Origin of the sequence: Providencia sp. JGM181 (genome assembly GCF_018257375.1) — a bacterium.
Lineage (GTDB): Bacteria > Pseudomonadota > Gammaproteobacteria > Enterobacterales > Enterobacteriaceae > Providencia > Providencia lanzhouensis.
The window spans coordinates 1-13,896 of record NZ_JAERJY010000008.1; the positions used below are offsets into that span (position 1 = coordinate 1).

At 44.3% G+C, this 13,896-nt stretch carries 14 protein-coding genes; 5 read left to right on the forward strand and 9 right to left on the reverse strand.

What is annotated here, in order from left to right:
* Window positions 1-108: 108 nt before the first annotated feature.
* Window positions 109-537, forward strand: coding sequence for a hypothetical protein (locus JK188_RS02600; protein WP_211887986.1), 429 nt, complete (start codon window positions 109-111; stop codon window positions 535-537).
* A gap of 58 nt (window positions 538-595) precedes the next feature.
* Here JK188_RS02600 and actP read toward each other — a convergent pair whose 3' ends face one another.
* The 3 genes from actP to acs all read right to left on the reverse strand — a co-directional run bounded on the left by actP (window position 596) and on the right by acs (window position 4,713).
* Window positions 596-2,245, reverse strand: coding sequence for a cation/acetate symporter ActP (gene actP / locus JK188_RS02605; RefSeq protein WP_036950135.1), 1,650 nt, complete (start codon window positions 2,243-2,245; stop codon window positions 596-598).
* Window positions 2,242-2,553 carry a DUF485 domain-containing protein gene (locus tag JK188_RS02610; protein WP_006663518.1) on the reverse strand — a complete coding sequence of 104 codons (312 nt, stop codon included), beginning with the start codon at window positions 2,551-2,553 and terminating at the stop codon, window positions 2,242-2,244. Before JK188_RS02610 ends, actP begins: the two co-directional genes overlap by 4 nt.
* 204 nt (window positions 2,554-2,757) lie before the next feature.
* Window positions 2,758-4,713 (reverse strand): acetate--CoA ligase, encoded by a 1,956-nt coding sequence (gene acs, locus JK188_RS02615; RefSeq protein WP_211887985.1) that lies wholly within the window; start codon window positions 4,711-4,713, stop codon window positions 2,758-2,760.
* A gap of 397 nt (window positions 4,714-5,110) precedes the next feature.
* Between acs and sodA the strand changes: the two genes are divergently transcribed.
* The 3 genes from sodA to JK188_RS02630 all read left to right on the forward strand — a co-directional run bounded on the left by sodA (window position 5,111) and on the right by JK188_RS02630 (window position 7,500).
* Window positions 5,111-5,737: a superoxide dismutase [Mn] gene (gene sodA / locus JK188_RS02620; RefSeq protein WP_132497200.1), complete on the forward strand. Its 627-nt coding sequence runs from the start codon at window positions 5,111-5,113 to the stop codon at window positions 5,735-5,737.
* Window positions 5,738-5,877: 140 nt separating this feature from the next.
* Entirely contained in the window at window positions 5,878-6,558 is a 681-nt protein-coding gene (yiiM, locus tag JK188_RS02625) for a 6-hydroxyaminopurine reductase (protein WP_211887988.1), read from the forward strand.
* Between the two features lie 36 nt (window positions 6,559-6,594).
* Window positions 6,595-7,500, forward strand: coding sequence for a LysR substrate-binding domain-containing protein (locus JK188_RS02630; protein WP_211887984.1), 906 nt, complete (start codon window positions 6,595-6,597; stop codon window positions 7,498-7,500).
* A 32-nt stretch (window positions 7,501-7,532) separates the two neighbouring features.
* On the opposite strand, the gene JK188_RS02635 is transcribed toward JK188_RS02630, so the two are convergent.
* Complete coding sequence (locus JK188_RS02635) at window positions 7,533-8,411, reverse strand: pirin family protein (RefSeq protein WP_211887983.1); 879 nt, start codon at window positions 8,409-8,411, stop codon at window positions 7,533-7,535.
* Between the two features lie 261 nt (window positions 8,412-8,672).
* Between JK188_RS02635 and JK188_RS02640 the strand changes: the two genes are divergently transcribed.
* Window positions 8,673-9,218, forward strand: a complete 546-nt coding sequence (locus tag JK188_RS02640; RefSeq protein WP_211887982.1) for a toxin-antitoxin system YwqK family antitoxin — start codon at window positions 8,673-8,675, stop codon at window positions 9,216-9,218.
* Window positions 9,219-9,296: 78 nt separating this feature from the next.
* Here JK188_RS02640 and trpS read toward each other — a convergent pair whose 3' ends face one another.
* From trpS to JK188_RS02665, 5 genes are all read right to left on the reverse strand, one after another.
* Entirely contained in the window at window positions 9,297-10,340 is a 1,044-nt protein-coding gene (gene trpS / locus JK188_RS02645) for a tryptophan--tRNA ligase (protein WP_154602131.1), read from the reverse strand.
* Between the two features lie 80 nt (window positions 10,341-10,420).
* On the reverse strand, window positions 10,421-11,107 hold the full coding sequence (locus JK188_RS02650) for a phosphoglycolate phosphatase (protein WP_211887981.1): 687 nt from the start codon (window positions 11,105-11,107) through the stop codon (window positions 10,421-10,423).
* Window positions 11,104-11,778, reverse strand: coding sequence for a ribulose-phosphate 3-epimerase (rpe, locus tag JK188_RS02655; protein WP_108479679.1), 675 nt, complete (start codon window positions 11,776-11,778; stop codon window positions 11,104-11,106). The genes JK188_RS02650 and rpe overlap by 4 nt, the downstream gene beginning before the upstream one ends.
* A 36-nt stretch (window positions 11,779-11,814) precedes the next feature.
* A complete protein-coding gene (gene dam, locus JK188_RS02660; protein WP_211887980.1) occupies window positions 11,815-12,651 on the reverse strand; it encodes an adenine-specific DNA-methyltransferase in 837 nt (278 codons plus the stop codon).
* Between the two features lie 83 nt (window positions 12,652-12,734).
* Window positions 12,735-13,664 carry an SPOR domain-containing protein gene (locus tag JK188_RS02665; RefSeq protein ID WP_211887979.1) on the reverse strand — a complete coding sequence of 310 codons (930 nt, stop codon included), beginning with the start codon at window positions 13,662-13,664 and terminating at the stop codon, window positions 12,735-12,737.
* Window positions 13,665-13,896 lie beyond the last annotated feature (232 nt).

Here is a 13,896-nt window from a genome sequence, read left to right on the forward strand (position 1 = left end):
ATTTTATTATTCGTATACTATTAAAAATGGTTATTTTTAACCAATTAAGATGTTGAATTGTTAAATTTAGCTGAAAGAAGATGAGCATTCATCAAATAGGTGGGTTATATGAATAAAATGAAAAGTAACAATAGCCAGATTTTTGAGCAGATTATTTCTGTGAATAAACAGCAAGAGAATGAATTTAACAATGGACAAGATGGCGCCATTATCCTTTCACTGTTAGTGATGTTTTTTGTGCCCTTCTCTTTACTCGTGATGGTGAAAAATCACCTTGGGTTAGAGAACAATGCCATGGCAATTGTTTCAGTGGTTGTTCTTAGTATTGGGATTGCCGCTGGTTTATATAAAAGCTTTAGAATCGGGGCTAAGTTTGTTGATAAACGCCCTATGTTGGAGCAATTGCTTTCGCGTTATACCCCTAAAGATAAAGTGGAATATCAAACGTTACTGGCTGAAAAACAAAGTAACCCTCAAAGCTTTTACTCTTTAGTGGAAGATTGGCTAGCAATAGAAAAACGCGCTTACGCCAATTAAGTCTAAGCATTAAAAAAAGCGACTCATTTGAGTCGCTTTTTTGTTTCTATCGATGAATTTAGTGAGATTTGCCTTGCTCAATACCTAAGCCAATTTGTGAGCGTACAAACTGCTCTTTAAAGCGGGCTCTTTCCATTTTACCTCTCTCTGAATTATCGGTGACTGAGAATAGCCAAGATGCCGTAAACGCGACAATCAACGAGAAGAATGCTGGGTATTCATAAGGGTAAATCGGTTTTTCATGATGCAGAATAGTCACCCAGATTGTTGGGCCTAAAATCATCAGAACAACCGCTGTAATCAAGCCTAACCAACCACCTGCAAGAGCACCTCGCGTGGTTAACTTGCTCCAATACATTGATAGCAAGATAATAGGGAAGTTACAGCTTGCCGCAATAGAGAAGGCTAAGCCCACCATGAAGGCAATATTTTGTTTCTCGAACAAAATTCCTAAACCAATCGCTACGAAGCCGAGGATCACCACGGTAATTTTTGATACGCGCAATTCATCGCGTTCATCGGCTTTACCATTTTTAATCGCCATCGCATACAGGTCGTGGGAAACCGCAGACGCACCCGCCAACGTTAAACCAGCAACAACCGCGAGAATGGTGGCGAAAGCAACCGCAGAGATAAACCCAAGGAAGAAGTTTCCACCTACAGCATCGGCGAGGTGTACCGCTGCCATGTTGGTACCACCGATTAAGGCGCCAGCTGCATCTTTAAAGTCAGGGTTTGAGCTAACCAGAACGATAGCCCCGAAACCGATGATAAATGTCAGAATGTAGAAGTAACCGATAAACCCAGTCGCGTAGAACACGCTCTTACGGGCTTCTTTTGCATCGCTAACAGTGAAGAAGCGCATAATGATGTGAGGTAAACCTGCGGTACCGAACATCAAGGCCAGCCCAAGCGACAAGGCGGATATTGGGTCGGAAACCAGTCCTCCGGGGCTCATAATGGCGATACCATTTTTATGTACTTCAACGGCTTCTTTAAATAACGTATTGAAGTTGAAGCCGACATGTTTCATGACCATAACAGCCATAAAGGTTGCGCCTGCGAGTAACAAAATGGCTTTGATGATCTGTACCCATGTGGTTGCGAGCATCCCACCGAATAGCACATACAGCACCATCAATATCCCAACAATCACGACAGCAATATGATAGTTAAGCCCAAATAACAGCTCTATCAGCTTTCCTGCCCCAACCATCTGAGCGATTAGATACAGTGCCACAACCACTAAGGAGCCCATTGCAGACAGAATGCGGATAGGTCTTTGTTGTAATCGATATGATGCGACATCCGCGAAAGTATAGCGACCTAAATTTCGTAAGCGCTCGGCAATTAAGAACAGAATAATTGGCCAGCCAATTAAGAAGCCGATGGAATAGATAAGCCCATCGTATCCCGAAGTATAAACCAGAGCCGAGATCCCTAAGAATGAAGCTGCGGACATAAAGTCACCCGCAATTGCCATTCCATTTTGGAAACCCGTAATTTTTCCGCCGGCAGTATAGTAATCAGAGCGAGAGCGAGTTCTTTTTGAAGCCCAGTAAGTGATATAAAGCGTAAAACCCACAAACAGCAAGAACATCACAATGGCTTGAATATTGACAGGTTGACGCTCAACATCGCCTGTCAGGGCATCAGCGAACGCCATTGACGAGGTAAAAAACAGAATAAGTGAGAGCAAGACTTTCATTTTTCTACCTCTTTTAAGATTTCGGCGGTTAAGCGGTCAAATTCACTGTTAGCACGGATGACATATAAACCCGTTAAGATAAACGAGATCACAATCAGCCCAACGCCTACAGGAATACCGCGGGTGATATAGGAACCTTCAGTTATTGGGGTTCCTAGCCAGCTTGGATCAAACGCGATAAGAAAGATAAAACCAACATACAGAACTAACGTTATTGCAGATAACAACCATGAAAAGCGACTACGTTTTCTCACTAATTCTTGAAAGAGAGGGTTCGCCTCGACCTTTTCGTAAGCAGTAGCATTCATCAGAGTTCTCCTCTGTTATTGTATTATTGGCATACTCTGATAGCTCAAAGGCGGATTTTAGGGCGACACATGGCTACCCAAGGAATTAACTGGGTATTCGGTCAGACTCTATTTTCTGCTGATTGAGTGATGCTGAGTATTAATTTTAGGTCGCCCGAAGGCGACCTGTAGTGCCATGAGCTATCTACACAACTATTTATATAGCTACGAGATACTCATTGACTGTTTTTCTTCGAGCAGTTTTTCGACAACACCTGGATCTGCCAGTGTGGAAGTATCTCCAAAATTACTGGTATCACCTGATGCAATTTTTCGTAGGATACGGCGCATAATCTTACCGGAACGCGTTTTCGGTAAAGAATCTGTCCAATGCAAAACGTCTGGCGTGGCAATCGGACCAATTTCTTTACGAACCCAATTACGCACTTCAGTGTACAACTCTGGGGATGGTTCCTCGCCAGAAATCAACGTGACATAGGCATAGATTGCCTGCCCTTTGATGCTATGAGGAATACCCACGACAGCAGCTTCAGCAACCTTCGGATGTGAAACGAGGGCAGATTCAATTTCTGCTGTCCCTAAACGGTGACCTGAAATATTCAGGACGTCATCAACACGACCGGTGATCCAGTAATAGCCATCTTCATCACGACGCGCACCATCACCACTAAAGTACATTCCTTTAAAGGTGGAGAAATAGGTTTGTTCGAAACGTTCATGGTCTCCGAACAGGGTACGAGCTTGACCCGGCCAAGAATCCACAATGACTAAGTTACCTTCCGTTGAGCCATCGAGCGGCTCACCAAGGTTATCAACCAATGCAGGGCGAACGCCAAAGAATGGCAGTGTTGCTGAACCTGGTTTTAACATCGTTGCACCCGGCAGTGGTGTGATCATGAAACCACCGGTTTCCGTTTGCCACCATGTATCAACCACTGGGCAGTGGCTGTTCCCCATTTTCTTGTAGAACCATTCCCACGCTTCTGGGTTGATTGGCTCACCGACCGATCCCAAAATACGTAGAGAATCGCGCTGGGTACCTTCAATCGCTTTATCACCTTCCGCCATCAGTGCACGAATAGCAGTTGGTGCGGTATATAGGATATTGACTTGGTGCTTATCAACGACTTGAGCCATGCGGTTAACTGCTGGATAATTTGGCACACCTTCGAACATTAAGGTTTTTGCACCATTAGATAACGGTCCATAAAGCAGATAGCTATGACCCGTTACCCAGCCCACATCCGCCGTACACCAGTAGACTTCATTTTCATGATAATCAAAGGTGTATTTGAATGTCAGCGTTGCATAGACCAGATAACCGCCCGTGGTGTGGAGAACCCCTTTAGGTTTACCTGTGGAGCCGGAAGTGTAGAGAATAAACAGCGGATCTTCTGCATTAATCTCTTCCGGTGGGCAATCTGCGCTTACGCCTTGGATAACGTCGTGCCACCAAAGGTCACGGCCTTCAACCCAGCTTGGTGCATTACCTGTACGGCGATAAACAATCACATTCGCGACGGTAGTGACTTGTGGGTTTTGCAGTGCATCGTCCACGTTCTTTTTCAGTGGAATAGCGCGACCTGCACGCAAGCCTTCATCAGAGGTGATGATAAGCTTAGCTTTACAGTCAATAACGCGCCCAGAGACTGCCTCAGGGGAGAATCCCGCAAAGATGACGGTATGGATAGCACCGATACGCGCACATGCCAGCATCGCGACAGCGGCTTCAACCACCATTGGCATATAGATAGCGACGACATCCCCTTTGCGGATGCCTTGCTTCTTAAGAACGTTTGCGAACTGGCACACATCATGGTGCAGCTCACGGTAAGTGATATTTTTTGATTGGGTTGGGTCATCACCTTCCCAGATGATAGCGGTTTGGTCGCCACGAGTGGCTAGGTGACGGTCTAAACAGTTAGCACTCAGGTTTAAGGTGCCATCTTCGAACCAGCGGATATTGACATGCCCTGGGTCGAATGAGGTGTTCTTAACGCGAGTGTAAGGTTTAATCCAATCAACGATTTTCCCTTTTTCGCCCCAAAATCCTTCGGGGTCTTGAATCGAGCGTTGGTACTCATCGTTATACTGTTGTTCGTTTATCAGGGCATTTTTAGCAATATTAGCAGGAACGGGATGTTTAGTTATTTGTGTCATATTATTATCTCCTTGCAGATGTTAATAGTATGTCAAAAAACAGTTAACTGAAGTATGGATGGTTACTTTGTTTTTCTTTTGAGCGGAAGATCACGTATTAATAGTAATGGGATTTGCAGTATGATCATTTGATGCTAAATCCATGATTGAAATAAAAATTCAAAAATATAACTAACATTAGAATTAAAGAAAAACAAAGGCGAATTATAGTGGTATTAGTTACTGAATAATCTATTGATGATAGTTGTTGGAAAAATCCACAGAATTCACATGGATATGATAATGATTTTCATTAACACTAAAATAACTATAATGGGTGCGTGGTTAAAAACACGCAGTTACTGAAATCCTAATTCAGTCTGTGAGGTAGAAAGATAAGTCACTGGAGACAAACAATATGAGTTATACATTACCTGCTTTACCTTATGCTTACGATGCGCTGGAACCTCATTTTGATAAACAAACCATGGAAATCCATCACACCAAGCACCACCAAACCTACGTGAATAACACCAATACTGCCTTAGAAAAACTGCCTGAACTGGCGGGGTTAGATATTGATGTGTTAATCCAAAAATTAGACCAAATCCCAGCAGATCAACGTACTTTTGTTCGTAACAACGCGGGTGGCCACTCAAACCATAGTCTGTTCTGGAAAGGATTAAAATTAGGTACTGAACTGCAAGGCGAACTGAAAGCCGCCATTGAGCGTGACTTTGGTAGCGTTGATGCCTTTAAAGATCTGTTCGAAAAAGCTGCAGCTTCCCGTTTTGGTTCTGGTTGGGCATGGCTGGTATTAAAAGCCGATGGCAAACTGGCAGTGGTCTCTACTGCAAACCAAGACAGCCCATTAATGGGTGAAGCGATTTCTGGCGCTTCAGGTTACCCAATCCTTGGTTTAGATGTTTGGGAGCACGCTTACTACCTGAAATATCAAAACCGTCGCCCTGACTACATCAAAGCCTTCTGGTCAGTTGTGAACTGGGATGAAGCAGCAAAACGCTTCGCAGAAAAAACCAAATAATTTTTTGCAAACTGATTTTTTAATAAGCGCGGTTCTTAGGAGTCGCGTTTTTTGTTTTTACCGTCCGTATAACGTTGTTATCTCTATGGTCATTCTTTATGATGAAAACTCTTTCTGGCGGGGTTATCGGGAGCAAAACGGTGAAAATACATCCTCAAGTTTTTATTGGTACCATTCAAAGCACAACCCATTGTGGCGTGAGTGCGATTCATAAGCGAGCAGTGGATGGGGTACTCACCTTAAATAGCTTAGGAATTGAAGGGGATGAACAAGCAGAAACGCGTTTTCACGGTGGGCCTGATAGAGCGCTATGTCATTACCCGCAGGAACATTATGAATTTTGGCGACAACGATACCCGCAATTAGAGGATTTATTCCTTCCTTCCGCTTTTGGTGAAAACCTGTCAACTCAAGGAATGACCGAAGAAAACGTTTTTATCGGTGATATTTATGCTTGGGGTGACGCACGTATTCAAGTCACTCAGCCGCGTTCCCCTTGCTATAAACTCAATGGGTTAACGGGTGTAGAAAATTTTGCTCAAGTGATGCAGGACGAAGGTCGTTGCGGCTGGTTGTACCGAGTGATTAAAGGCGGCAGTGTCGGTGCGGATACCCCACTTAAACTACTGAGCCGTAATAGTGATGTCTCGATGCAAGAAGCGATTATGATAGCTTTCCATGCGCCGTATGATGAAGAATTGTACCGTCGATTATTGTCTGCGGCGGGGCTATCGGCGAGTTGGAGCCTGACGATGCAAAATCGGCTAGAGCATCATAAAATTGAAGAATTTAGCCACCGCTTATTTGGTCGACGCGGCTGATGGTTTATCACTGTCATTAGGATTGAGGAAAACAGCATGCAGTACGATTTAAATGACCTCTATTATTTCGTTAAAGTCGTTGAACATGGTGGTTTTTCTCAGGCTGGTGCGGCGCTTGGGATCCCAAAATCAAAACTCAGTCGTCGTATTGCCGACTTAGAACAAAAACTAAATGTCTCATTGATTTATCGCTCCACAAGGCAATTTCATGTTACGGAGATCGGACAGGTTTTTTATCAGCAATGTAAGAATGTCGTGGAAGAAGCAGATATTGCCCATGAACTGATTTGCTCAGTACAAACACATCCCAAAGGTACTATTAAGCTCTCTTGCCCCGTTACTTTATTGCAAGTGTATTTGCAGGATTTACTGATTGATTTTATGGAGAAATACCCTGATATCGATGTGCAAATTCTGGCAGTTAACCGCCCCGTCGATGTGATCAGTGAAGGGTTAGATTTAGCATTACGAGTGCGTTCATTACCCCTTGATGATTCAGGGATGATGATGAAAGTGCTAGGGTATTCTCGGCGGATATTAGTTGCAAATCCAAGCGTATTCCGTGAAAAAGGGGAACCATCAACCCCTGAACAGCTGGTGGATTACCCAGTTCTTGCCAATACGGAGCATTCACAGCGTTACACTCTATCTTTAAAAAACAGTGATGAGCTGAGTGTAACTGTGCATGTCACTCCCAAGCTAGCCACCACCGATATTTTAACGTTATACCGTGCTGCGGTAAGAGGGCTAGGGATCGCCCGTATACCCCGAGGTGTGGTAGAAAATGAGTTAAAAAGTGGTGAATTGGTGGAAGTGTTGCCAGATTGGCAATTTCCAGAAGATATCATTCATGCCGTGTACCCTTCCCGTAAAGGGTTGTTACCCGCAGTTCAGTTATTTCTCACTTATTTGGCTGAGAATATGGCGGCAGGGAAAAAATAAAGTCCCCTGAAAAAATTCAGAGGACTTTATGGTTAGCTGGCATTCGGGATCCGACCAAATTTACCGCTATTAAAATCATTTACGGCTTCGTTGATTTCTTGGCTCGTATTCATGACAAATGGGCCATATCCCACCACTGGCTCATCGATAGGATCACCGCTGAGCAGCAGCACTAAAGCCTCATCGGTGGTGGCTTCTAACAGCACATTGCTATCAGTAGCATCAAGGATCATCAACTCACCTTCATTCAATGCGGTATGGCCATCCACAAATAGGCTGCCTTTCAACATCACTAGCCCAACATTGCGACCAGTCTTAGTTGGTAATCCCACGACTTTTCCTTTATTCAGACGCAGATCCCAAACATCAAGGGCGGTAAATGTGCGTGCGGCGCCTGTGTTGCCTAGATAGTCGCCCGCTATGACCCGCAGTGTTCCCGCCTCATTCGGCAAGCTAATGGTTGGGATAGCATCGCGAGTCAGCAATTGGTAACCCGGCGCTGCCAGTTTATCTTTGGCGGGCAAGTTGACCCACAGTTGCACCATGTCCAAAGTACCGCCATTTTTCATAAAGTTATCAGACTGATATTCTTGATGAAGTATTCCTGATGCCGCTGTCATCCACTGCACATCACCCGGTCCGATAACCCCACCTTCTCCGGTAGAGTCGTGGTGAGCCACTTCGCCGTCATACACGATGGTGACGGTTTCAAAGCCTTTATGTGGATGCTCGCCAACCCCACGATTATCCCCTTCTGATGCTGGGAATGGGTGTGGCCCCGCTCTGTCCAACAGTAAGAATGGGTTCAGGTATTTCCCGTGGTTGCTATAACTAAACATGGAGCGAACAGGGAAACCATCACCAACCCAGTGGCTACGTGGGGATTGATAAATACCAATAATCTTTTTCATGGTGTGACTCCAAACTGGTTTTATAAACTGATCAGTTTTATGCACTAATCGTTTCGATGAACCAATAATAGAAGAGACAAAGCAGGGTGAGTAGAGGCAAAAATAGGTTTGATTGTTCTATAAATAGAACAATGGTCAGTGTTGAGTTCGCTAAAATCAGAGCGTTCCGCTTCATTTATTCATCTTAAACATGAACGATCAGGAATACTAAATAGGTATGATGCCTTCGAGTGAACCTGTGATTCCGTTAAAAGGATTGTTATGAAAACTATTAATATCGCTATGGCATTTTCCGTTGCCTTCATGTTGTCTGGCTGCCTTTCTCAGCCAGCACCTCAGTATGACAACAATGGCATCCAGTTAGAAGAGTTTAAAGAGCTAGAAAGCTTGAGAATGCCAGAGCTGAACATTCCTGAAGGGGCACCGGACGGGGACTATATCGAGCGTTATGGAAATGGTGCCATTCAGTTTAAATCGTGGGTGAAAAATAACTGCTTAGATAAGAGCATCACGGTTTATTATAAAAATGGTCAGCCAAAAATGTTTATTCCTATAAAAAATTGCAAAGTGGATGGCGTCATTAAGTCTTACCATCCTAATGGGAATTTAGATACCGAGATAGGATACAGCAATGACCGACTCAATGGCGATTATAAATCCTACTATGATACACCGAAAAATAATCTGCATCTTAAAACGAGTTTTGTGAATGGAGTCGCGGAAGGTGTTCTTGAAGAGCGTGGACAGGATGGCGAGCTATTAAAGCAGGGTCTGATTAAAGACGGTAAGTTATACACCGCGAAGTAAGTGGACTACAGATAAAATAAAAGCCAATTAACCGTGAGAAAGTTAATTGGCTTTTTGCTATTGAATAGCGATGTAAGATTACAGTTGTGGACGTTTTACAAAGCCGATCGCATCGTAAACCTTGTCTAAGGTTTCTTGAGCGCGAGCCGCTGCTTTGGTGGCGCCTTCATCCATAATTTGGTTCAGTAGCGCTTCATTGTTGCGGAACTCATGGTAACGGGCTTGTAAGTTAGTCAGCATGTCAGAAACTGCTTCAGCCACAGCGCCTTTCAGATGACCGTACATTTGGCCTTCAAACTCAGCTTCCAGCGTTTTCACGCTTTTGCCTGTCACGCCAGCAAGAATATCTAGCAGGTTAGAAACACCCGCTTTGTTTTCAACATCGTAGCAAATACGTGGTGGCTCTTCAGAGTCGGTCATTGCACGTTTGATTTTCTTCACAACGGATTTCGGGTCTTCTAACAGCGCAATCACGTTATTGCGGTTGTCATCAGACTTAGACATTTTCTTGGTTGGCTCTTGTAATGCCATCACGCGTGCGCCGCCATCGGTTGGGATAAATGGCTCTGGTACGGTGAAAATATCTCCGTAAATGGCATTGAAGCGCTGAGCAATATCGCGGCTCAGTTCAAGATGTTGTTTCTGGTCAATACCCACAGGAACTTGGTTAGTTTGGTAAACCAGAATATCGGCAGCCATCAGAACTGGATAGTCAAACAGACCGGCGTTGATGTTTTCTGAGTGGCGAGCAGATTTGTCTTTGAACTGGGTCATGCGGCTCAGTTCACCGAAATAGGTGTAGCAGTTTAGTGCCCAGCTCAGTTGTGCATGTTGTGGCACATGTGACTGAACAAAAATGGTGCTTTTCTTCGGATCAATACCGCAAGCTAAGTAGAGCGCTAATGTATCAAGGGTTCTTTTACGTAGTTCAACAGGGTCTTGGCGAACGGTGATAGCGTGTTGGTCAACGATACAGTAGATGCAATCATAATCATCTTGCATCTTAACCCACTGACGTAACGCACCCATGTAGTTACCGATGGTTAATTCACCGGAAGGCTGTGCGCCGCTGAATACAATAGGTTTCTGGGTTTGTTTAGATTTTTCAGTGGGTGTACTCATTTCTTTGTATGTCCTTGTAGTATTTTTATACCCTGTTAAGTTTCGAGCCACACCGTTGGTGACTCGAATTATTGGGGATTTTATTTTGATAAATCAATAACGGAGAGTAGCTCAGAAAAGTGGCTTAACACGTAGTCGGGCTCGGTAATTGCGATTGATTCACCATAGTTGTAGCCGTAGGTTAACCCTACGCTTGGGCAGCCTGCATTGTGGGCTGCGATAATATCATTACGGGAATCGCCGACAAAAAGCAATTCTTCTTTGCGTAAACCGAACTGACCCATTGTTAAATAGAGTGGCGCTGGGTGCGGTTTAGTTTTTACTACATCATCGCCACCAAGTACTAATGAAAAGTAGCTATCGATGCCCAGCTTTTCCAGTAATGGCGCCACAAATGGGGTTGGTTTGTTGGTCACAATCGCCATAGGCAAGTTGTGTTTCGCAATGGTTGCGAGGGTCTCTTTGACCTCAGGGAACAGCTGGCTACCAGTATTAACGGTCGTCGCATAATGCTCATCGAAGCGGATACGAGCTTGCTTTTTCAGCTCTGGCGTGACCGTCATACCCGCCCATTCTAGCGCACGCTCTACGAGCATATCCGCGCCGTTACCTACCCAGATGGAGACACGCTCTTTGCCTGCTGGTGGTAGGTTTAGCTCTTCAAGGGTTTTGTCGATGGCGTCGGCTAAACCGCCGGCACTGTCAACAAGGGTTCCATCCAAATCAAACGCAATCGCTTTAATACTCTCTAAAACCGCATATGTCATTGAGATACCTTTTTCAATTCTTGGCGCATTTCATCGATGACTTTTTTGTAATCAGGCTGATCAAAAATCGCGGAGCCTGCAACGAAGGTGTCTGCACCTGCTGCGGCAATTTCTGCAATGTTATTGACCTTCACGCCACCATCGACTTCTAAACGAATATCATAACCACTTTCGTCAATTAATTTACGAACTTGGCGCAATTTGTTCAGGGTTTGTGGGATAAAAGATTGACCGCCGAATCCTGGGTTAACGGACATCAGTAGGATCATATCAACTTTATCCATCACATAATCGAGATAGCTAAGCGGGGTTGCTGGGTTAAATACCAGACCTGCGGTACAACCATTCTCTTTGATGAGTTGTAAAGTTCTATCGATGTGCTCGCTGGCTTCTGGGTGGAAACTGATGTGAGTCGCACCCGCTTTAGCGAAATCTGGAATAATGCGATCGACCGGTTTAACCATTAAGTGAACATCAATCGGGGCGGTGATACCGTAATTGCGCAGGGCTTTACAGATTGGTGCACCGAACGTGAGGTTCGGTACATAGTGGTTGTCCATCACGTCGAAATGGACAATGTCTGCGCCCGCAGCAAGAACTTTGGCGGTATCTTCGCCTAAACGTGCAAAGTCAGCAGATAAAATAGATGGGGCAATGAGAAAATCTTTCATAATTGTCTCCGATTATTCGTCGTTATCTGACAGCACCTATGATTTTTTAGATGCTCCCGCTCCCGCATATAAAGCCAAAAGCTCGTTGACTTTGGCACGGTTCAAAATATTTCTACTAATGGTGCGACGCACTTTTACGATATGTAACTGTGCTTGATAATACCACTCTCGAGTCACCGGGGTCTCATGATTTGAGATAAGAACTGGGATCTTGCGCTCAGATGACAACTTATGTGCCAAAAAAGCCAGGTTCTGCTGTTCTTGCGCACTAAAGGCATTGGTGTGATAGGCCGTAAAGTTAGCGGTCTCAGACAGCGGAGCATAAGGCGGATCGCAATAGATGACTGAGCCATTCTGCGCATCGAGTAATGTTTTGCTGTAAGATTGCGTCACAAAGGTCGCTTTCTGGGCTTTTTCAGCAAACCACAGTAATTCGTCTCTCGGAAAATAGGGTTTCTTGTAGCGTCCGAAAGGCACATTGAATTCACCACTTAGGTTATAGCGGCATAATCCGTTATAACAGTGGCGGTTAAGATACAAAAAGAGAATGCTACGTTTAGCAGGGTCATCTGATTTGTTAAATGCTTGGCGCATTAAATAATACTGCTCAGAGGTATTAAATTCAGGTGTGAACAGTTGCTGAGCTTCTTCGATGAAAGCATCAGAGCGATATTTAACCGTGTTGTAGAGGTTGATAAGATCGCTGTTAATATCCGCAAGTACGTACGAATCGTAGTTGGTATTTAAAAACACCGATCCTGCACCAACAAAAGGTTCTATTAAGCAATCTCCTTGTGGAAGATACTTTTTGATCTCGTCCACAAGCGGGTATTTACCCCCAGCCCATTTTAAAAAAGCGCGTTTTTTTTTCATGCCGTCTTATTATTACAATCGTTTAAAAGCCGCCACTTGGCGGCTCTTTCAGGACAACATTATGCGCCCGGGGAAAAACGTTGTTATTTTTGATCCTGTTTAACTTGTTTCATATTACGCACCCACGGTTTTTTCGCTTGTACTGCGGCAGGTAAGGTCGCAATTGCACTTTTTGCTTCGCTCACTGAGCTGTAATTTCCGTGGATCAATACATACCAAGTTTGGCCATTACGAATGGTTTTATACACTTGATAGTTAGCAAGTTTATTCTCTTTTGCGAAAGCTTCCAGTGTATCTGAACGACTTGCGCTACTTAACTGCAATGTATAGCTTCCAGAGGGTGCTGCAACGGTACTACCACTTTGGCTTGTGCTAGTTGCTGGCTTAGTGGTTGTTTTTGGCTGAGCAGGTTGTTTTTGTTCAACAGGCTTAGTCGCTTTTGGTTGCGTTTTTTCTGGGGTGACAGGTTTAACTGTTGGCTGTTTTTCCACAGGTTTGACTTGTGGTGGCGTCAACGGTGTCACATTTTGTGGTGGCGTAGTGGTGCTTTCAGACGGCAGGCTTTGACCTTGGTTGAGAGCGTCGGCAACATCACCCGGAATTTCAATGCGTTCACCAAGACCATTTTGTTGAGTCTGAGTGTCTGCTTGAGTTGGCATTGGGTTAATTTGCTGACCATTTAACTCTTGCGCTTGACCTGTTTGAGGTTGCGTTGTGGATTGAGTATCTGAGTTGGTCAGTGATGAAGAACCTGATAAATCGATATTACGCTGATTAGCGCTATCATTTTGTAATTTCTCATGTTCTGTTGGTGCTTTTAATGCGGAACTGATTGCAATGATCAGCAGAAGCAGCACTAAAACGCCGACACCGATCATGATGTGTTGACGTGATAACGCAATTTTTGGCTTAGCTGCCGCAGCAGGACGCGCACGTCCGGTTGGTCTATCTGATGTATCAGGCCTTAAATCATTCTGCACTTGAGGCTGATTGTCTGGTTTAAATTCGTCCATTTTCCTCTCCCGAAATTAGTTCGCCTGTATAGAGATAAAATGTCTCTTATCATTACGACCTGTTCACGACTAAGCAATTGCTTCTGCTCACTTTTAAAGAATAGATTGTTTAGCAATTTCATTCCAATTTCAATGAGATTGCGACCACCTTACTTCGTTACTCGTTATAGGTGCTAGGCGTGCGTATAATTTAACGGCTTTAGTTGATATCTGCCAGTAACATTTTAAAACC